Annotated in this window: 23 protein-coding genes; 10 read left to right on the forward strand and 13 right to left on the reverse strand. The window is 59.4% G+C overall.

The window, feature by feature from the left end:
* The first annotated feature begins 23 nt into the window (after nt 1-23).
* On the forward strand, nt 24-632 hold the full coding sequence (locus ACX80U_RS09700) for a DUF1349 domain-containing protein (protein ID WP_459268234.1): 609 nt from the start codon (nt 24-26) through the stop codon (nt 630-632).
* 605 nt (nt 633-1,237) lie between these two features.
* Here ACX80U_RS09700 and ACX80U_RS09705 read toward each other — a convergent pair.
* The 3 genes from ACX80U_RS09705 to ACX80U_RS09715 form a co-directional block, all read right to left on the reverse strand.
* On the reverse strand, nt 1,238-1,660 hold the full coding sequence (locus ACX80U_RS09705; RefSeq protein ID WP_459268235.1) for a hypothetical protein: 423 nt from the start codon (nt 1,658-1,660) through the stop codon (nt 1,238-1,240).
* Between the two features lie 215 nt (nt 1,661-1,875).
* Nucleotides 1,876-3,249 (reverse strand): IS110 family RNA-guided transposase, encoded by a 1,374-nt coding sequence (locus ACX80U_RS09710; RefSeq protein WP_459268236.1) that lies wholly within the window; start codon nt 3,247-3,249, stop codon nt 1,876-1,878.
* Between the two features lie 484 nt (nt 3,250-3,733).
* Nucleotides 3,734-4,663 carry a hypothetical protein gene (locus ACX80U_RS09715; protein ID WP_459268237.1) on the reverse strand — a complete coding sequence of 310 codons (930 nt, stop codon included), beginning with the start codon at nt 4,661-4,663 and terminating at the stop codon, nt 3,734-3,736.
* A 300-nt stretch (nt 4,664-4,963) separates the two neighbouring features.
* Here ACX80U_RS09715 and ACX80U_RS09720 point away from each other — a divergent pair, with 300 nt between their 5' ends.
* Together ACX80U_RS09720 and ACX80U_RS09725 are read left to right on the forward strand one after the other, a co-directional pair.
* The gene (locus ACX80U_RS09720) at nt 4,964-5,563 is read left to right on the forward strand and encodes an RNA polymerase sigma factor (protein ID WP_459268238.1); all 600 of its coding nucleotides are present in this window, start codon (nt 4,964-4,966) and stop codon (nt 5,561-5,563) included.
* Nucleotides 5,560-6,324, forward strand: coding sequence for a hypothetical protein (locus ACX80U_RS09725; RefSeq protein WP_459268239.1), 765 nt, complete (start codon nt 5,560-5,562; stop codon nt 6,322-6,324). The genes ACX80U_RS09720 and ACX80U_RS09725 overlap by 4 nt, the downstream gene beginning before the upstream one ends.
* A gap of 191 nt (nt 6,325-6,515) precedes the next feature.
* Here the strand turns inward: ACX80U_RS09725 and ACX80U_RS09730 are convergent, their stop codons facing one another.
* The gene (locus ACX80U_RS09730; protein WP_459268240.1) at nt 6,516-7,283 is read right to left on the reverse strand and encodes a hypothetical protein; all 768 of its coding nucleotides are present in this window, start codon (nt 7,281-7,283) and stop codon (nt 6,516-6,518) included.
* A 201-nt stretch (nt 7,284-7,484) separates the two neighbouring features.
* Between ACX80U_RS09730 and ACX80U_RS09735 the strand changes: the two genes are divergently transcribed.
* Nucleotides 7,485-7,814 carry a DUF4190 domain-containing protein gene (locus ACX80U_RS09735; RefSeq protein WP_459268241.1) on the forward strand — a complete coding sequence of 110 codons (330 nt, stop codon included), beginning with the start codon at nt 7,485-7,487 and terminating at the stop codon, nt 7,812-7,814.
* Nucleotides 7,815-9,192: 1,378 nt separating this feature from the next.
* Here ACX80U_RS09735 and ACX80U_RS09740 read toward each other — a convergent pair.
* The 4 genes from ACX80U_RS09740 to ACX80U_RS09755 form a co-directional block, all read right to left on the reverse strand.
* Nucleotides 9,193-9,792 carry a hypothetical protein gene (locus ACX80U_RS09740; RefSeq protein ID WP_459268242.1) on the reverse strand — a complete coding sequence of 200 codons (600 nt, stop codon included), beginning with the start codon at nt 9,790-9,792 and terminating at the stop codon, nt 9,193-9,195.
* A 61-nt stretch (nt 9,793-9,853) separates the two neighbouring features.
* Nucleotides 9,854-10,216 (reverse strand): histone-like nucleoid-structuring protein Lsr2, encoded by a 363-nt coding sequence (locus ACX80U_RS09745; protein ID WP_459268243.1) that lies wholly within the window; start codon nt 10,214-10,216, stop codon nt 9,854-9,856.
* Between the two features lie 524 nt (nt 10,217-10,740).
* The gene (locus ACX80U_RS09750; protein ID WP_459268244.1) at nt 10,741-11,544 is read right to left on the reverse strand and encodes an aspartyl protease family protein; all 804 of its coding nucleotides are present in this window, start codon (nt 11,542-11,544) and stop codon (nt 10,741-10,743) included.
* 94 nt (nt 11,545-11,638) lie between these two features.
* Complete coding sequence (locus ACX80U_RS09755) at nt 11,639-12,067, reverse strand: hypothetical protein (protein ID WP_459268245.1); 429 nt, start codon at nt 12,065-12,067, stop codon at nt 11,639-11,641.
* 196 nt (nt 12,068-12,263) lie between these two features.
* Here ACX80U_RS09755 and ACX80U_RS09760 point away from each other — a divergent pair, with 196 nt between their 5' ends.
* Both ACX80U_RS09760 and ACX80U_RS09765 read left to right on the forward strand, forming a co-directional pair.
* Nucleotides 12,264-12,785 (forward strand): hypothetical protein, encoded by a 522-nt coding sequence (locus ACX80U_RS09760; protein WP_459268246.1) that lies wholly within the window; start codon nt 12,264-12,266, stop codon nt 12,783-12,785.
* A 57-nt stretch (nt 12,786-12,842) separates the two neighbouring features.
* Nucleotides 12,843-13,142 (forward strand): DUF7336 domain-containing protein, encoded by a 300-nt coding sequence (locus ACX80U_RS09765; protein ID WP_459268247.1) that lies wholly within the window; start codon nt 12,843-12,845, stop codon nt 13,140-13,142.
* 54 nt (nt 13,143-13,196) lie between these two features.
* On the opposite strand, the gene ACX80U_RS09770 is transcribed toward ACX80U_RS09765, so the two are convergent.
* On the reverse strand, nt 13,197-13,592 hold the full coding sequence (locus ACX80U_RS09770) for a hypothetical protein (protein WP_459268248.1): 396 nt from the start codon (nt 13,590-13,592) through the stop codon (nt 13,197-13,199).
* A 631-nt stretch (nt 13,593-14,223) separates the two neighbouring features.
* Between ACX80U_RS09770 and ACX80U_RS09775 the strand changes: the two genes are divergently transcribed.
* The gene (locus ACX80U_RS09775) at nt 14,224-14,427 is read left to right on the forward strand and encodes a hypothetical protein (RefSeq protein ID WP_459268249.1); all 204 of its coding nucleotides are present in this window, start codon (nt 14,224-14,226) and stop codon (nt 14,425-14,427) included.
* 585 nt (nt 14,428-15,012) lie between these two features.
* Here ACX80U_RS09775 and ACX80U_RS09780 read toward each other — a convergent pair.
* The 4 genes from ACX80U_RS09780 to ACX80U_RS09795 form a co-directional block, all read right to left on the reverse strand.
* Nucleotides 15,013-15,189, reverse strand: a complete 177-nt coding sequence (locus ACX80U_RS09780) for a hypothetical protein (protein ID WP_459268250.1) — start codon at nt 15,187-15,189, stop codon at nt 15,013-15,015.
* A gap of 487 nt (nt 15,190-15,676) precedes the next feature.
* Nucleotides 15,677-16,078: an ankyrin repeat domain-containing protein gene (locus tag ACX80U_RS09785; protein ID WP_459268251.1), complete on the reverse strand. Its 402-nt coding sequence runs from the start codon at nt 16,076-16,078 to the stop codon at nt 15,677-15,679.
* 139 nt (nt 16,079-16,217) lie between these two features.
* Entirely contained in the window at nt 16,218-16,382 is a 165-nt protein-coding gene (locus ACX80U_RS09790; RefSeq protein ID WP_459268349.1) for a DUF1016 N-terminal domain-containing protein, read from the reverse strand.
* Nucleotides 16,383-16,447: 65 nt separating this feature from the next.
* Entirely contained in the window at nt 16,448-16,912 is a 465-nt protein-coding gene (locus ACX80U_RS09795) for a hypothetical protein (protein ID WP_459268252.1), read from the reverse strand.
* 445 nt (nt 16,913-17,357) lie between these two features.
* Here ACX80U_RS09795 and ACX80U_RS09800 point away from each other — a divergent pair, with 445 nt between their 5' ends.
* The 3 genes from ACX80U_RS09800 to ACX80U_RS09810 all read left to right on the forward strand — a co-directional run bounded on the left by ACX80U_RS09800 (nt 17,358) and on the right by ACX80U_RS09810 (nt 19,563).
* Nucleotides 17,358-18,032, forward strand: coding sequence for a hypothetical protein (locus ACX80U_RS09800; RefSeq protein ID WP_459268253.1), 675 nt, complete (start codon nt 17,358-17,360; stop codon nt 18,030-18,032).
* 294 nt (nt 18,033-18,326) lie between these two features.
* A complete protein-coding gene (locus ACX80U_RS09805) occupies nt 18,327-18,743 on the forward strand; it encodes a hypothetical protein (protein WP_459268254.1) in 417 nt (138 codons plus the stop codon).
* Between the two features lie 592 nt (nt 18,744-19,335).
* On the forward strand, nt 19,336-19,563 hold the full coding sequence (locus tag ACX80U_RS09810) for a hypothetical protein (RefSeq protein WP_459268255.1): 228 nt from the start codon (nt 19,336-19,338) through the stop codon (nt 19,561-19,563).
* Nucleotides 19,564-19,684: the final 121 nt, after the last annotated feature.

The following is a 19,684-nucleotide window of genomic DNA, read 5'->3' on the forward strand; positions in this document are numbered from 1 at the left end:
CCATCCACCCTAAAGTCGGCGGTATGAAATCAATCACCAAAGAAGCTCACAGTGTCTGGGATCGGGGAACGTGGCGTAACCCGCCGGTGAGTGTCGCCCCTGATGGTGGGAACATGCGGGTGACCGCAGCCAAGAACAGTGATGCCTGGAGGCACACCTCATACGGCTTCGTCCACGACAGCGCCCATGCCCTCCTGGCGCCGATGCCCACAGAAGGTGCAGTGGAGGTCTCGTTCCTTCTCGATTACGCGGAGCAGTTCGACCAGGCGGGAATCTACTTGCACGTCTCGGACTCTGTGTGGATCAAGGCCGGAGTGGAGGTGTCCGACGGAGTCCCGCAGCTCGGGGCCGTCGTCACACACAGACTCTCCGATTGGTCGGTGGCACCCGTCCCTGAATGGAGGGACCGGGAAATCACCGTGCGCCTGAGCAGGACCGGCAACGCTGTCACCATCAGGGCCCGCGCTGGAGATGAGCCCTTCCGGCTCGTCCGCGTCGCCCCTTTGGGTGAGTCCGCGAGTGTCGAGGTCGGCCCGTTCTGCGCTTCACCAACCCGGGCCGGCCTTACGACCACTTTCACGCGATGGGTCAACACCGACGCAGACGCGACGCTGCACCCTGAAAACGACTGAAGCCCTGTAAGACCCGCCCGGGAGGATGCTCGGTCATGGTGTTATGAGTGGGGCAGGCTTGACCGGTCTCGGACGTCTCGGCGGTGCCAAACCGGAGTGGCACAAACGAACGTTTCTGCTACATCCTTGTTTGCTGCCACCCAATCAGCGCCAAGGGCTCTATTCATGTAGCGCTAGTCAGTGCCACAATCTATGTTTCACTTCTGTCCGCCAGGAACGGGTTCCGATACAAGCGGCAGCTCACCACAGGTGGACGGCTTTGAGCTCCACCCTTCGGGCTCCACCCGCCCACAGGTGGATGACCAACACCACGGCCACGGCTGACCCCAACCCTCGTGGTTCTATTGCCGCTATTAGTCCTCATAGCCCGAAGCCAGACCAGCGCCTGCTGTGCGCGACCACGCTGGTAGGAGGCTGTGCACGCCCACCGGCCGCTTGAGGCGAACTATTCCGTGTCGGCGAGGTGGTGGGTGTGCGCAGGCGGGCCCTTCGGTTCCTGCTGTCCAGGTGTGTGCGGGACAAGCAGCGAAGCGTGGGGGAGCTTGTGCCGTGCACATGACGCTCCTATAACTGTCAACTCCTCATTGAGGATGTGGTCAGCGGCCTCACCGGATCAGGATGTTTTCGTGAACCTGTGACCAGCCGTCTCTCTCGAGATCATCACCGGAGTAGGAATCGGTCACAAGAGTCATTTGAGGGAGATCCGAATCTGCCGCTGGAGAGACGGTAACCACCTTGCCGCTAGCGGTGCCACAGCCTCCGATGAAGTCATCTTCAACGACCGCGTACGAACAGAACCCTTCCCTGTCCGTCATGGTTCCGATGAAGTAGGAGACACCGTCCTGCTCAGCGACCTTTCTGGTGGATTCATCGTCGACGCTTTCGTCGTAAACGACGGCGGGAAGCTGGTCTTCCGATGTCGCATCTCTTTCCAGCGCGGCGATGCCGTAATCGGCTCCGCCGCAAGCGCTGAGACCTGCAACGGCTAGCGTCAGCGCACTAGAAGCTGCCAATTGCTTGAGCTGCATAACTCGTCCCCCCATGGTTCACAACGTCATACCTAAGCTGACGACGCTACCAATAGGCGTCCGGCTCAGAGTCGCTGAGGAGGAATCGCAATGCCACCGTGATGAACGGTGGCTGGCATTAGGCGCTTGATCGGGTTGGCGATGCCCCGCGCTTCAGGTGGTTGAGCCGCTGAGCTGTCCATGGCTGGGGATAGGTCGGGTTATCCACGGCTGAGTTAGGGGAGCCATGCGGGTAGCTCCCCAGCAGTAGTAGCGGTGGATAACCCATGAGAGCTGTCCCCAGGTGTGGGCAGGGGAGTCGAGCCCACAGTGTCACGGTGAACGGATGCTCTTGGTTGCAGCTGCTCTTGCAGTGCTGTGACTGGTGCGGATGCCTGCTCATGGAGCCAGGCCCGGTATCGCAGAAGGAGGTGGTCGTTCCGGGTGCGGCCGCGCTCGAGCCGGGAGAGCGTCGATGGCCACTCGTCGAGATTGTCGGCCGCTTCCTGCAACGTGATGCCCTGCCCGTGGCGCAGGAGTCGTAGGTCGCCGAAGGTGGGCGCGGGGACGGGGTTAGTGATTTGGCGGTAGACCTCACGTGCGACATAGCGTTTCAGGCACCGCATGATCTCCCGTTTACTCTTACCTTCTTCGGTGCGTTTAGTGACGTAGTCCTTGGTTCTGGGGTCGATGTTCATGCGAACCAGGACGATGTGGTGCAGTGCGCAGTTGGCCTGCCTGTCGCCGCCGCGGCTGAGCCTGTGGCGACTGGTCTTGCCCGACGAAGCCGGAACGGGGGACACACCCGTGAGGGCAGCGAATTGGGCTTCGTTCTTCACCCGATCCTGGTTGTCCCCAAGCGTGACAAGAAGCTGGGATGCGACATCGGTCCCGACGCCGGTGAGCTCCTGCAGCATCGGCGCATAGGACTCTAGGACCTTCTGCAGCTGAGAAGTGGCGTCATCGATTTCCTCGCTCAAGTAGTTGTAGCGGATTGCCAACGCCTTCAGCACTCTCGCCGTCATGTAGGACGGATCAGCCAGGTGCCCGGATGGTCGGGACCGAGCCATGACCCCGACCATGGTCGCCGTGGTCATGCCCTGATACTTGGACCGCAAAGCCTCTGGTGCAGAGATCAGCAGGCCTTTGATTTGATTGATTGCTGCACTCCGCGACTTCACTGCGGACACCCGTAACGCCCGTAGGACCCGCAGACACTCAACAGGTCCGTCCTTAGCTTTCGGGATTGCGGTACTCCTGGCGGCGATGACCGACTGAGCTGCCCGGTAGGCGTCCAGGGGATCTGTCTTGCCCTTGAGTCGGCGCTGCTGGCGATCGGGTCTGTTTACCTCTATGACGGACATTCCCTCGCCCTGCAGGACCCTCGTCAGGGCAGCCCCGTAGGTACCGGTGCCTTCCATGCCTACCTGCAAGACCTCACCGAACCCGGTAATGAATTCGAGGACGCGCCGGTATCCCGCTGAGGTCGTGGGGAACACCTGGTCAGCTACCGGTTTGCCGTACTCGGTGACAACGGCGACGTGATGGGTATCAGCGTGTGTGTCGATCCCAACGATGACGCATTGGTCCTGCACTTCAGGGTCTGACATGTCTGCCTTTCGATGGAGGTAGGACTCCACGTGACCGAACGGGCAGGCAATACGGTAAAGGGATCTGGTCAGGCTCCTATCAGGCCATGCCCGCCGGCACGTGAAGCGATCGCGGGCCGGTGGACAGGTCATGGGAAGGACAGCAACCCTCAACGGGCTGCGTCATGTGGGCAGAGAGCCACACCGGACCCGCGATCAGTTTCCACTATTACCGTGGGCAGGAGGCGAACCATGCTGTCTCAGCTAAGGCCTTCAGCGTTGTCGAGGGCTGCTTCCACCAGGTCGATGGGTCGCGCCTTACTGCCGGGGTGCCTCGAGTTTGGTGATGTGGCTTAGGCCAGTTACGACCGCTACGACCGAGGGGATCATGACCAGGGCGTTCATGTCATAGAAGGTGATTAGCCAGTAGGACAGGATGCCGAAAGCCAGGCCGATCAGGAGAAGGAAGAGACTTGCTACGTCCAACCGGCGGTGCGAATGGGAGCTACGAATCGCCGTCATTGGCTGCCTTTCTGTAGTCCTCGACCTTCAGCACTGTCCACGTACGCCGCGTCTTGCCGTTCTTCTTGATGGTATCTTCGCGCACCCTCAGTCGGAAGATGTCGCTCTTCCTGATGGCCAGACCGTTGGCTACCCGGTAGAGGAACTTCTCGTCCTCGACCACGGCTGCACGGTTGTCATCCTTCGTCCGAATCTTCCACTTCTTGGGGTTGTCGAAGTCGATGGCCGACATTTGGGCCTCCGTCTCGAAGGTGTTGTCGCTCTCGTCAATATCGTCTTCGGGTCGCACAGCGTCGTAGTCGGGCCTTGTAAGGGTGAAGACCTCTGGTGCTTTGGCATCCTCAGGCACTTCGGTTTGCTCTGGATCCTTCGTTGGGTTGGCTTCGATCTCGACTGAGGACACCTGTGGATCGCTGAGAGGTGCCATGATCTGGCGAAGATGCTTCTTACGGCGGCGATCACGCTTCTGTAGTTCCTGCCATGCGGGAAGAGGAATTTCCTGAGCAGCATCGTCCTGCCACTCAACCTTTACGTTGCCGTTGTCGAGATGTTCGAAGCTTTTGACATCGGCGCGAGCGGATTTCGTTGCCCACCAGATGACCTGGCTAAGTGTAGGTACGCCTGCAGCTCCGGCTCCGGCTGCAACCAACTCTGGGTTTTCTGCAACGATTCGCAGGACTTCGATAATGAACGACCCCTCTTTCGGAGGTCGTACCAGCAAGTCAGAGCCCTGCGGGTTTTCTCCGAAAGCTCCGGCTTTTGTGAAGTCGCTGGATATCCCGACAAGTCCTTGGAGTACTTCTGCCACATGAGAGGCGCGTAGCTCGTGTAGTGGGTCGCCGTTCTCAGATTTTTTGCCTTCAAAACGGAGAGTCAATGACTCCACGACGCCATCAACCGAGTCTGATCCCATAGGCCACGAGCCTACACAGCCACGGGGAGGCCATCCGGGAGGCTCGGAGTGCCCCAGAGAAAGGTGTGCGAGAAGGACCCTTTGAGCACGGGATAGTTCTGCGCCCGGGGTGGCTGAGGAGCCTCGGAGCGGCAGTGTCCCGCGAGCACTGAGGGAACGTGGTGACGGGTTTTGCCCCTCTGGCTGTCCCGTATGTGGATGGCTTTGCGGGACGGCTGGATCATTGTTCTGAGGTTTGTGGGTCAGCACATTTCTTCGCCCAAGGTGTAACTTCTCGTGGCTGGGCGGACACTACAGGGTGTGGGGACAATCGATTCTGGTGATGGCGAGCTGTGGTCACGGAGCCTGACCGGTGATGGTGTTGCTTTCGGCGTCCTGTTCGATCGGCATCGGGATCGGGTGTACAGGCACGCCTACCGGCTGGCGCAGAACAGGTCTGACGCTGAAGACGCCAGTGCGGCAGCGTTCCTGGAGTTATGGCGCCAGCGAGGCGAGGTCATTTTGGTGCAGGACTCGGTCCTTCCGTGGCTACTGGTTACGACTACCAACTGTGCGCTGAATCTTCGGCGAGCCACCCGCCGGTATGACGCACTGCTGAAGAGACTGCCTCACTCACCTGATGCCGAGGATCCTGCGGATATACATCTTCACAACGGTTCGTTGGACAACGTGGACCCACACCTTGCTGCTGCCTTGCGGGCCTTGACGCCGGCCGACCTGCAGCTCTTCACCCTCGTTTCCCTCGAGGGGTACGACATCGCCACGGCCGCCTCGATCCTGCGCCTCAGCCCCGGAGCCGCGAAGACCAGGCTGCATCGGGCGCGGCAGCGACTACGCGCACACCTGCCCGACCCCTCATCGCCGGGACCACTCACACTCACCCAGAAGGGACAGCCATGAACCTCGAACAGATGGATCCCACCTTCAGCCATGGACTGCGGGCCGCCCTGATCGAGCAGGTCAACGCCGCGTCCCCCGTCCGGGCGCGCCGGCACCGGTGGTGGATCGGAGCCGGTGTCTTCGCCGGCGTTGGACTCATTGGTGGCGTAGGAGCAACAGCTGCGAATTTCCTCGTCGAGCCAGGGGCGGATGTCGTGACCGAGTACGGGAACCCGGTCTCCGGGATCTACACGGGCAGCCAGACCATCGAGCTGGGCGCAGCACCCGACAGCGCGAACTCCATCATGGTCGAACTGATATGCCTCAGTGGCGGCACCATCTACCTACAGCAAGGGGCAAGCACGTCCTGCCCGGACATCGGTACAGGCCTGACATACCGCACGACCCTGACCCTGAGGCCGGAGCAGGACACGTTGGAGCTAAGAAGCAGCAATCCCGACGTCAGCTATCAAGCACACATCACATACGCCAGCAGGACCCCCACTGACTGGGCTGTCAACGAGAACGGCGATACCTACGGTGCCACCAATGCGAGGGGAGAACCGGACCTCGTCTCAGTGGTCACAACCACCGGGAAGCTCGGCTATGTCTACGCCGACGAACTCAAGGAAGCATCGGGAAGAACCGCAGCCGCGCAATTCAGCAGCCCAGCAGAAGCTCTTGCCTGGCAGGAAGCACGGGAAGGGACAGTGGCACTGATTCCAATGTACGAATCAGACGGTGAAACCGTTGTGGGCGAGTTCGACGCGGGACGCTGGTAAGAGTTCTCCTCGCTCAACCGCCGGCCACCTCAGATCAGGCGCCGAGGGATCCATGCGGAACAGCATAGACGGGACAATGGTGAGATTTTGAGTGGCGAGTGGGCCAGAAGGTGGAAAGGGCAGAGTCTCATGCGGGGAGCGTTTGCGTAGGTATAACCAGCTAATCGGTCTGCTGATGTGACGGGGCGCTGCTACGACTCCGTCGCCAGGGATGCGGGGAGGGGAAATCCCTCGGGGAGGGGTTCAACGTAGTTGTGCCGGTTTCCGACGCCGACGAGTTCGAGGTTCCCCTTCGGTGTGCGTTCGTAGGCGTAGTAACGGCCCTTTGGGAGCTCTCCCAGCTCCGCGTCGGCGGGAATGTGTTGGCCTATTGGCGCGCCGGCGTGTTGGTAGATCCACTCCAGTGGCCCACACAGTGCGAAGGTCTTGTTTGGGTACACGATGCCGAGTTCCATCACTTGCTGCATGTCTTTGTCGGTGACGGTGAGGATGTGCTGCCCTGCGGGAAGGGGTGGCCTGCTCTCGATCAGCGTCGGATATTCACCTTCTTTCCAGGCAGTGACGTGACCTCCGATTGCGTTGCATGCAGATACCGGCTCGATCGCAGCGCCACTGGGAGGGCGGCCGGCGACGGTGCATTGCCCGAGGAGCTGTCCGGTACTCGACTCATGTAGCTGCTGGTCCGCTTCCCACACAGCGGGGATGAGTTCTGAGCACTGGATGTGTGAGGGGGAGGGGTGGGCCGCTACTGGTTCCGTCGTTGCCAATGACGTTGGAGACGCAGTGATCGCCGTGTACAAGACGGCATAACCGAAAATCGCGACGCCCGCAGCGGCCGCTATGGTTCCGCGACGGTAAACGCGGGGATTACTTGTGCCTTCGTGGTGGGGTTCGGATGGCGTACGGCCGCCATCATCACGCGAACCAATGTCCTCAATCAGTATTGCTTCGTCCCCCATGATTCGACCTTACGGCCCAATGCCCATCGGGCTTCTGGTGTCGCGCACCGTGTCCCTACATCCACTCACTAACAGAGTTTGTTGAAGGATCGTTCCACGGAACCTGCAACTCTCGACGACGCTTCGTGGAGGTCGCGACGCCGGGACTAACGGGATGGTTCAAGCTCTCGAAAGGAGCACGTTCACGACAGGAGTTATCGCATGGCGCAGGACTGCCAACACTTTCCACGGGAAACTCGACTGGAGCCCGTCGATCCAGGCAAGTCCCTTGGAATCGCAGGATTCGTCCTTTCCATTCTGGGTCCGCTGAGCCTGATAGGCCTGATCCTCAGCATCATCGCCTTCGTTCAGTCCAAAAAAGCCGGGATGAAGAACAAGTTGGCTCTGGCGGGCATCATCATTGGCGCCGTCATCACGGTCGGCCTTCTCGCTCTTTTTGTTCTTGGTATCACGACCGTCGTCCAGACGTGCGCTGAGCTCGGCAACGGTGTCCACGAGCGGAACGGCATCACCTATACCTGCAACGTCTGACCCCTACCCCGGCTACTAGTCGCTACTGGTAACCATCAAGCGCATTGGCGGACCTGCGTGCTGCTGCGACCCAACCCGCCGGACCCCAGCTGCGACGGCAGCACTGACTCACGTGACCGCAGAGGGTCGATGACATGGGGAAGACAACATGTGGTGATCTTTTGAGAACCTCAGCGCCCCATCATCGAAGCCTTATTTATCGTCGGCTGGATCCTTCGCCAGATATTGGAGACATACACTTGGACGAGCTGGTTTTCGGTTTGGCTATCCTGATTTTTGGGTTGATCGCACTGTTCTTCAGGCGCCCAGCCGCCAAGATCCGCATGGCAATCATAGAATTGGTTTATCCAGAGAAATATGTGCGCAAATTCTACGCTTTCGAAACGTTTGTCTATAAATTCCTGACGCTACTTCTCCTTGTGATGGGCGCATGTTTTATAGTGGTTGGACTATTCAAGCTCGTAACGTAAGTCAAGCGTGGAGGGATTCGCACCTCCAGAATGCAAGGTGAGATTCACGACTACCTCATCAGCTACTTGGGCGACCGTGCGTTTCACGAGTAGGTAGCCGACGATGAAGAAGAGCATGGGTTTAACCAGTTACCAGATGGTCGGACCGGCACCGCGTCCCTCTCCGAAGTGGCTAACCAACTCGCTCACCGACTCGTCAGCGACAGTGAGGGTGAGCCCGAACAGGAACAGGACCGCACCTACAACCAGCAGAGTCAAGGCCACCAGCTTCAGACCATGCCCCCGTGTCGCCATGGTCTTTTAATTACTCATGGTTGACGCCGCCGGCGCGGAGGCATCGTTAGCAGCCAAAAGGCAGTAAGGGCAATCCCGCCGGCTAGGGAGAAGATGCTGAAAGGCGTCCAGCCCTTGTCCAAGAAACTGAGTAGGCCGAAGACGATACAGGTGATGCCCGCAATCACCCCCGCTATCCGCGAGACCGGTTTAGAGCTGTTGGAGTTCATGTAGGCATCATCCGTTGTGTTAGATACATCAGCAACACTTCCACAGAGAATTGCAATGGAAGCAACCCTACGTGAGAAGCAATGACCGCCGACCGCCCGTGAGCCGGTGGTCATCTGGTGATGTTCGGCAGCGCGACGACCTGGAGTCCTCTACGTGAGCTGGGGCTCGTGGACAAGCTCATTGTTTTGGTCGGAGCGGCACTCCTCTGAAGAGGGAAGACAACTTTGCTCCAGCCCTAGGGTCGGCCTATGTGTGGTTGACACGAGCATCCTGCCCGACTCGGAGCTGGTAAAATCCGGTACCTCACCACGACCTGACGGCCGTCTAATCCTTGGACACTTGGCTCCTGCTCAGCACCATGCTGTTCGAGGCCATCCTGTTTCTCGTCCCGACCGGGAGTCAGGTCACGTCCTGGGGGTGGTAGCTGCGAGGAACCGCCCTGCTCGACGGAATTCACGAGCGAAGAGGATGGTGGTGACCAGGAAGACGGCTGCGATGCCCATCCACAGAAAGGAAAGGTCTCCGAAGAGGCCTCCGAGACAGTAGGAGTAGAGGGGGACTGTCAGCAGGTTCGTTGCCTGGGTCTTTCTGCTCTGCACGGCGACTGAGCGCGCTACAGCACGACGAACGGGATCCTGGGGCGGGTCCTCTTTGCCGTTGATGACCCGCCTCAGGTACTTCTGCTCATCGACCTTGAGCCCGATGGTGATGGAGAGATTCCTTCCGAGCTCGGCGCGTGGTCTGACTCGCTTGGCGTTATAGATCAGTCCGGCGATCGCCGCGAGGAGACCGAAGAGGGCGGCGCCACCCTGCAGCACAAGCGACCAGTTCGGAGGGCCGTCGTACACAAGTGGGGTAATGAGGGCCAGGGCGGCGACGTACAGGACGACGCCGACGGGGAAGTAGCGGGTGTAGTACACCCGCAGGGCTTCACCCATGCCGTTGTCGGCGAAGCCGCGGGCGTATCGTTCGGCTTTTGCCCACCGCCCGTCGGACTCCGACATCAAATCATCGAGTCCCGCCACTGTTCCCCCCCTACCAGCCAGCTAACCGTTAGGTCAGGTTTTAGTGGGCTTCGTTGTAGGCGTCGATGATGGACTGGGTAATGCGACCCCGGGAGCTGGGGTTGTGTCCGTTGTCCTGCGCCCACTGGCGGATCTTCTGCGTCTCTTCCCGCTTGGACTTACTCGTGGATGTTGAGGACGAGCTCTGCCCGCTCTGGCCGCTCTGTGTTCCCTGTCCGCGGCGGCCTGTTTTCGCCTTCCGGCCCTTGTCCACGTACTCGGACAGGGTTGATCGGAGCTTCTCCGCGTTCTCCGTCGTGAGGTCGATTTCGTAGTCGGTGCCATCGACACCGAATCGGACGGTTTCCTGAGCTTCCTCGCCATTGAGGTCGTCAACCAGTTCCACCTGAACACGCTGCGCCATTATTCTGCTCCTAAAAAGGCTTGCTGCTAATGAATGATTCCCCTCCTATTGACTCTATCCGAATGAGAGTGGGAACGTTTCACGTCCTTCTCGTTCTTCTTATTATTATCGCCTGCCGGCGTGACAGTGTTCAGATGTATCCAGTATCGCGATGGTGAGGCAGGCGACTCGTGGTGCGGGGGCGGTAGCCCCATGTTGGTTCGGTGGTGTGGTGCGTAGGATCAGCGGATGACTAACGCCCAGAACGTGCCCCCGACCTACCCGGAGTTTAATGATCAGGGCGATCGGAACCCGGTTCGTCTTCCACTAACGGAGGCCTCGGAGCAGTGGGAGGTCGACACTGCCCAGGCTGCGGAGTCGGTGGAGCCGGAGGAACCCTGGAGCCTGGGTACACCTACCTCCGACCCGGACCAGAAGTAACCGCCGTGCCCGTGGTGTAGGTGAGGTCCGTGTGGGTGCCGGTTTCGTGAGGATCCTTCACCGGACGATCATCGCGGTTGTACCCCTCGAGCGGTGCTGGTTATTCAGCGAGGCAGGGGTGAGAGTGCCCATTGGTTTCTGGGGAAGTCTATGAACCAGGTGGCTTGTCGGAGGGTTGGGTAGCCCAGGATGAGATCCATAGGTCGAGCCAGTGTGGCGTTCGCGGTGCTGAGATCAACGGCCGCGATTTTCTGGGCCTCGAATAGGGCGCCGGCGATGCTCACCGGACCCATGATGTAGGTGGAGGTCTGTTGGGTCTGCCCGGCACCATCTGTTCCGATCGTCGGCGCTACTTCGTTGAACAGGGCTGGGTACTGAGCGATGAGCGAGATGTCGATTACGGTGATCCCGGCGCCGGTGTCCCACACCGCTGATGCCGTTTCGGATCCCATTTCCACGTCGAGGTACGCGTGCCCGACCTCATCCAAGTACAGAGGCATGATCGACGCTGTGGCCTCTGCTGGCCCGTCGAGGGTCAGTGTCTGTTCCTTCAGATCGAGGAGGCAGCTGTGATGGCGCAGCACGTCGAGCCCCAGGAGATTGTGGGCTCCGGGACCATCGCTGCGGATCCGGCTCATTTGTAGATTCTCGATGCGAAGGTCACCGAGACGTAGGGGTGGGGCCTTGACGTACGAATCCATGTGCTCTGAGAACACGGTGTGGGACCTGTCCGCGCCCGATATCGGCCAGTCAGTGGCCAGGTCATCGAGTACTTGGCTTCGGCGGGCACCAGAATCCAGCACGAACGGGACAGAGTCCTCTCCAACCTGGAGGCTCACCCAAATAGTTGCACATGCCGGATCGTCCTCATCGGGTACGACGTCGAGCGAGAGGTGAGTGAGTGCCATCTGACGATCCTAGAAGTATGTCCAGCACGCTACAGCTGCCCAGGGTGCATGTTGAGGATCCTTCAGCGGGCAGCAAGGTGGGGCTGGCGGAGGATCAGGTGAGGCCGTTGATGGCTTCTTCGGTGAAGGGGTGCGTTCCGTCGAACGGGGTGAGGGTGAACCATTCGCCGTCTTGCTCTGTGGCAAAGATGAGGACGGGTGTGGCGAGTTCCAAGGGATCTCCTTCCGGATATTCAGCTTCTCCACCACATGAGTCTGGTGTGGAACTCACTCGGATAGAACCTCCGTCGAGCTGACCCTTTATGACCTGGTCGACGTCCACTTCGTAGGAGTGTGCGTCAACGCCGAAGATCGGGGCGGTCCCATCGCGTGTGGTGGACGAGGCCACGATGACGAGCTCGGCGGCGTCGTACTTCTCCTGAACGGTCGGGAAGCCTGCCCAGCTGGGGCAGGAAACGGCAGCGGTCGTTTCGCCGCAGCCGGAGATAGCGACGGCAAGCAGTACGAAGGGAATCACTGTCATTACGGGACCTCTCATCCGCTGAGAGTACGCACTGTGCTCCATTAGTGATCTGCTGGAGTGGAAGCGTTGTTCAGTTGCAACGATCACGTGGTCGTACCGTCAAACGATCTCTCAGCGGGATCCCTGAACGCGACAAGCTTTCGAGTAATCACGTGGGGTCGCTGGACGGACAGCTCACTGTTCCTATGCTGACGATATGAGTAGTAGATCAAGGCAGGACCCCGCCTCAGTTCTGGTCGAGTTAATCACAGCTCGAGCGCTGTGGCTCATCCAGAAGGAGGCGACCCCTACTGCCATTTCAGCTGCAACTAGAGCCCTGGTCGAGGGGAAGGACACCGAGCCGCTTCGCGAGTTGGCCGGGGCATCCCTGGATATAAACGTGCACCAGCTCGGTGCGCTCATCGATGCGTCATTGGTCAGTCTGGGCTCACCACTGCCGGCGCTGACTCATGACGAAGCCCTCATGGTTGCAGCCAGACACTTTGTAAGAGAAGCAGTCCAAGGGCGGCTTCCCATACGTGACCTCGCTGATTGGGCCCACTCCGCGATAGGACATGCCGCGTCGCCTCTGACGGAGGACCTCGTGAGGCTTGATGACCTCTACGACGGATTTGATGATGGGTGGGGTGAGGAGCCCAACCCACTACCAGTACTCGAGCGATTCCTCGATGAGTCACAGGATCTGGACCGAAAGTGGATTCGATCAGAGAACCCGTAAGCGGATCCTTCTACGGCCCGCCGAACTCGTGGATAGCGGCGGCTGAGACACTGTGGTGTGAACGTTTACATGGTCTGGCACATTCATCACGCAAAGTGGATCGACGGCTCCCCGACTGAGCACTTCGGCGATGATGGGCAACTCTTGGTTGACGAACAATCCGGGGACGATACGAAGATGCTTGGTGTCTACGCAACCGAGGAAGCGGCTCAAGCGCGTATTGATCGTGCGCGAACCCAGCCGGGGTTCAAGGACGAACCCGAGTGCTTCCTCATCGATGCTGCGACTCTCGGTGACGACTTGTGGACTGAAGGCTATGTGTCTATTGCAGATCAAAGCAGTCCGGATGCCCGGTGAGCGATCCCTAAGCGTGCTTGGTGCGAGTCTTCAGAAGACTCGCCGTATCGATTCTTAGAGCGCTGGTTTAACACTGCCGAAGCTGACTTCAACAGGGCAGCCCGCTGCTTCTGAGTACCGGCGTTCGAGGTCAGGCACATCAGCTGTCGCTCGTAATGATTCGTCCAGCATCACCGTCGCGCTCAGGCCGTCCGGTTCTAAGGCGAAGGCCCGTACATCGGAGTTGGTTTCGAATAACTCGGTGCCAAACGTCCGTACCTGTCCAGGCGAGCAGGACACCTGCTCGATCGTGATGTCGAGGTTGGGGAACCTTCCGATGACATCCTGCATCCGCGGCGTGCGCGCCCCGAACCAGCGCAGAACGATCTTTGTCCGGTCAACGACCTCTAGAGATGCGAACTGTTCCTCACCCTGCAGCTCGCCCGTGATCTCACTAGCTGCCGTCGACACATCTTCATCCGCTACCGACGCTCCTGGTTCTAGAGCCGCATCAGTTGGCGGGGGAGGTGGTTCACCCGTATCGGGCGCCAATGAGGGCGGGCCTCCCGGGCCTGGCGTCGAGCTCGAACTCTCGTCGATCGCACCACACGACACAAGTACGCCGGCCACTAGAAGCGCCAGAGACAATCTCAAACCATTCATTCCCCACCCCCCTTTGACCTCAGAGTACTGATGGGACCTTGCGCACAACAGGTGCTGCGCCTGCACCCCGACGAACATGCCCCGCTGAGGGATGGCCAAGTGGGCTCTTTGAGTTCCGACGATAGGTGCTCAGGCTCAGTTGTTGTGTCTGGAGGCATATCAGGCTTGGATCAGTTCATGTACCCCACACGGATCAATACGGACGCGATGCCGGTCAACCTTGCGCTTTTGATCACAGGGATAGGCGTAGTCGTGATCGTTCTGGTCATAGTTGGGGCGCTAGTCGTTGATTGCGTCGACAAGGCCAGGGACCGGCGGTCAAGGAAGTAGCACGATGGACAATCCCTCCGTTCACAGCTTGGCGCGGACCGTTGTCGGATACTGTCACTCATACAAGCCAAGGCCATTAGATTATGTGTGCTGAGATGGAGGAGATTCGATGACCCTGCGTGATCGCGGACGAGTTATTGCAGCCCTAGGTGGCGTGGCAGCCTTGATCATTCTCGTATTCGGCATTTACGTTGGCATTACCGCCGGGGTCTGGTGGTTCATTCTCGGAGCGGTAGTGGTAGGACTCGGTGCTTTCGCTGTTTATTGGGACGGCAAGCGCAAATCGGGCAGCAACCTCGGTCAGCCGGACTGATAGACGCCGCGCGGTCGTGGTCGACGGCGCGTAAGCGGATCCTCCTGCGGACATAAGGAGACCTGAGCTCGAGGCTCCTACTGTGGATCTTCTGGTGGGAACTGTGTAGTGGAGTGAAAGCGATGTAGTCCCTGTTGAACTGCGAAGCCCACAAATAGTGCTGTTGGGGCTCCAGCGAAAACCTTGGCTTCTGGTGGAAGCAGTGCGCCCAGCAGGACTGAGGCCGCGACGGCAAGTACGAACCAAAGCCCTACCCTCTGCCAGGTCTTGAGCTTCTGCATCAAAAATGCCTTTCTAGTCAGATCTGATGACGACCGGTACGACTCGCCTTCCGACGCGACTCTACGTGAGAGCAGAAACCGCCTCTCAAGAATCCCCCGACGTCCCGCTGAGGGATCCCTCACCCGGCTTAGCCGCCCGGTCAGGGATCCTTCTGCGAACGGCCGCTCGGTGCCGAAGGATCATTGGACCCGGCCGTCACCTCGCTCAAAGCCGCCATCCTGCTCCAAGCTGATAGCTGTGATCGATTCAATGCGTGCCGGTGGGAGGTCGCCATGATTAATGCTTTGAGTAGCAGGGAGCTTCCTATACTTGAGGTCCAGTCTTGCTCGGGTTTGTCCGGTCGGATGTGCGCGCATCGATGTCGAACCACAGAAGGCAAAAGCCGAAGATGACAGGAGCGAGGACAAACCCGAGAGATGCGACACTGAAACCTTGAATCAGGATCAGGGCCAATGCAGCAAGCGGCAGGATCGCCAGCACGTACATCTTCCATTTCTTAGTAGTTCTCGTGAACTCGGTATCCCTCTTGGTGGTTATCAGCATCAAAGCGTAGCCGAGTGACAGGAGGTTCAATCCCAGAGAGCCGAAACTTATACGTCGGGGTGCCCCAGGGAAATCCGGTACCAGACTCGGTATGAGCACCATGAGTGCGGAGACGAGCGTAGCCGTGGCGATGTAGAGAGCAATGCGACGTCGATACGACATTGAATCTCCCAAGAACTGACGGATGCGAGCTATGCCACCATGCATCCACTTCATCATTGCCCATCAGGATGCCACTGATCTACCTCACCGGTCCGGAAGTTCAATGCCCATGCTCGGATGGAACTGTCCGGGTTCATCCTGTTTTGCTCGTGTCCGTAAGCGGATCCATCTGCGCGCACTAGCAGGGCTATTGCCGCCTGGGAGGGCTGAGGGTTAGAAACAGTCAACACTTCCTGGCGATGCCCAGTTCTTGCACCGGCGATCAAGTGAATAGGGTCGCCATGTCCGTTAGACCGAATTGCCGGGCGACAGCGACCGCGCTTTGGCGTCCGAGGTGTGGATCTGCGCCGGCTCGGAGCAGAGCGCGGACTATGCCCGCATCGCAGCGGAACGTCGCCGCGGCGAGTGCGGTCTGACCCATGTCATTCACCCGGCTGGTGTCCGCGCTTGCACTGAGGAGCGCTGAGACCGTGTCGGCGCGTCGATTGTACGCCGCGAGGATGAGCAGTGTGTCGCCTCGAGAGTTCGTCAGGTTCACCGGTATACCCGAAGTCACAAGACTCATGAGCTCACCGGTATGTCCTTCCCTTGCGAGTTCGAAAACCGAGTCCAGGAACTGCAGTTCGGCGTCGGTGAAGTCGGACTTCGCCGTAGTTTCGTTCATCTTGCCCGCGCCCTCTCGCTCAAATCCATGCCCCTTAACCTCCGCCCTGTACGCCGCGAATGGCCCCGCGAGGCGGTGCCTGCGTGACGAAGCTATGAATGAGCTTATCGATGAGGACCATGATGTGGCCCCACGGCAATTATGGAGCAGTCTGCTGCACAAACGGCTGGTCCGCGCAGGCTGCAGCGAAAGCCCGCATATGTCGCAGGTTCCTGTATGAGAGCCCAGTGATGTCGGGAAACGCGACCCGCAGATCGTCCGCGAGTCTCCCGACCACTCCCGAGCCCCAGCCCTGGCGCTGCAGCTGAGTGAGTCAACACCCGGAGAAGTACACGCCGTCCGTTAGTGGATCCTCGAGCGGCACAGCTTTCACGTGTTTCCAGGGGAGGCGACTGACCTACTTCTACCGAAGCCGGCAACTATCTGCGGTGGCTTGCGGAAGATCACGACGATTGGGATAAGGCATAAAACAGCCAAAGCAGCGTCGCCGCCGCCCCAGGTATCGGTGAGGGCTGACCGCAGAAAGGCAAGGCTGAGAGCAAGAAGCACCGAGAATGCGGCATAGAACCCCCAGCGGCGACGGCGCGCCCACCAGCTTGCAGACGATTCGCGCGGCGCCGACATCGCAACTGGTGCCACGTTGGCAAGTGCGCCATCGCGAGTCGAGGGAGAGATGAGGGGCAGCAGGTAGATCAACATCGCCGCAAAGACGGGCTGCAAGGTGCCGGTCAGGAGGGTCAAGAGCCCCGCAACGATGGGCATCCCGATGAAGAGAAGTAGCTGCGCTCTTCTTCGCCTGTGTCCGTTCGGGCTTCCCTGCTCCTGGTTCGTCACGAGTACAGACAACCATGGACTCAAGCTTTCGCGGATATGCCGGGACGCGGTCGCAACGCTAGTGGTCACCGCGCTCCCTTGCCTGCGTCTTTCGCAGCCGTGACATCCCGATGATGAACCCGACTGTCGCCAAGATTGGGAACAGGGGAAAACTCAAACTTCCATCCAGGGAGGCAAGAATCCATATCACCCATAGGATGATGCTGAGCCCCAGGGCGACAGCTACACCTTGCTTAACCTGTGTGGAGTTGTACTCCTGTTTTCCCGGACCTGAACTGGGTGTCGTCATGCCCTGATCCTGACCTCAGGGAAGGGACTTCGCAAGCTGATGGTCGACCGCCCTTATACCGATCCCTATCAGGCACCATCGTCACCACAGTGTCCGTGCGGTCATATTGACTGTTGTTCTGCTTGACTGGGCTCAATGCTGTCCACAGGGGATTGCATGAAGGGGGATACAACCTTGAACTTCAGTTCTGCTTTAACCGGATGTGCTTTGGCAGCAGCCGTACTGGTCAGTGCATCAACAGCTGCAGTAGCTGCACCGGATTCGATCAATCTCGTTCCTCTGGACCAGGCCACCATAGTCGACCCGGATAGCGTTACCCAGGCAAAAGGTGGTCTGCTCACAGCGGACGGGACGAATCTGTGTGCTATCAGCCCGGGAAGCATTGCCTATCCGGATGGCACGTATCCCTGCTTCACGGGTGTCGAAGCCATTCCCGGCGGAAGGTACCCGATCACTCCCATTAGCCTTGTCCCCTTCAACGAAGCCACGGTCATCGACCCGGCCACCGTGACCATCGTCCCGGGCGGCTTGATCACCGCCGAGGGCACCGACCTGTGCACGCAGGCTCCGGGCAGCATCGTCTTCCCTGATGGCCGTTACCCCTGCTACATCAACTTCGTCCAGACATACGGCACGTTCCCGACACCGGAAGACGGTCTTTATCAAACACCTCAGGTGGCGCAGCTCCCGGTAGGAGGCGCCGACACCGGCGTCCCAGGTGCCGGTCACAATGACACGAACACCGGCCCCGCTCTCGGTGCAGGGTTGCTCGGCATGGGTGTGCTCGCTGCCGGCGCCATGCTGGGAATGCAGGCCCGACACCGCCAGTAGGACAATTCTCCGACGAGCACAGGCTGCTTCCAGCATTTATCGGGACAGTCTGTGCTCGTCACGTCACCCAGCTCGGGTTGAGAACGTCCGTGAGTCGCTCACTAGTGATCCTGGTGCTACGCCCGCGAGAAGATGACCTGTTGGTCATCATTGGGGGTGATACGGCGTGAACAATCAAGTGTCGCGCTGCAGGATCCCTCAGTGGGAAACACGGAGGTATGGCCGCTCATAACTCATCGTTCGTCACCGCTAACGCCTCATACTTGAGCGATGTGGAGATGGTGGGAGCTGAAGTTGAAGCTCAGCAGGGAGTGGCGCACGCGGAAAGCCCGTCTGCTGGAGCTGGAAGCCCAACCGATCCCTGACTACGGCTATGGGCCGTCCTGGGAAGGACTCGTCGCCGGGCGGCGTGAGTTCGCCGGCAAAGTAATCAGCTGCCCCTATATCGGTCACGACCTTCTCATTCACGTTTATGGCGAAGCCGACCTGAACCGATCGTATGAACCAAAGGACTTCGACTTCGCCGCCGACTACTTCATCATTGATGATGCGTTGGCCGGCCCCGGTGACGACGACCCGGACCCCTGGTTCACCACTCTCGAAGAACTGAAAGAGTGGCTATTTGGGCAGCCCATCGACTGGTACCCGCCCTATACCTCGCTCACCCGGCTTGGCTTAATACACGGCTATGACGGCAAGCGAGTGCCGTAGTACGAGGCGTCCCGCAGACTGATCGGCTAACGGGGCGATGCATGACAGCAGGAGCCCCTGGTCACCATGAGCCGCTGTTAGGGTCCATCTCGCCCGCTCATTCACTTGGGTGTCATTGAGCGCTTCCACTTATGAAACGCGACGCAGGTCGCGACGAAAAATGCCGCTGCTACGAGAATCTGGAGCCCGACCAAACTGAAGGATTTGCCAGTGGCGATGGCAATCACTAGCCAGAGTGTGGTCAAGCTGGCGGTGTAGATCAAGTAGTTATGGGCTTTTCTCTGAGCCTCAGACACTCGTCTCCTCATCCTGTTCGGTGCTTCGACGAGCGTCTACTAGGTGCACCGTATGGTGCGACTAGCCATCTCCAGGCCCCTGTCATCGGCCAGTGCCGCCGTTCATGCCGATCCTACAATTCGATATGCGTCACGCCAGGTCCTATACGGCCCTGCCCGATAGCCGATCCTCCACCGGACGTAGGAGACGATAGAGCTCGAGCCCTCTGTGAGGACACGCTCAGCCCCATCTATACGAGCGCTACTAGAGTGAACCTGGTTCAGGCTTAGTCATCTTGCTGATTGAAGGAAGATCTATGAAGCAATCCATGGTCCTCAAAGCGTTGGCGATGCTTGTTCTGTACGTGGTCATCTGGGGAACGGTCGGCTACCTGGGGGGAGGCTGGGAGGACGCCCGGAGGTACGGTCTCATCGCAGGGCCGATCTTCGCCCTCTTCACGGCTATTCCGCTCATCCTCAAAGCCCGAAGGAGTGGCGTCAACTCTGAGGGACCGGCCGACCCTCGAGGTGAAAGAGAGCGCTGAGTCGAGTCCTTCGATGCGTCAATCCACCTCACCTCACTGCACCGTGCGTCCCGCGGAGGGATCGCCTTACGGGCGGGCATAGGATCACGTTAGAGACGCGCAGGGCGAGGAAGGCCCGAAC

Source organism: Arthrobacter sp. TmT3-37 (assembly GCF_054510835.1).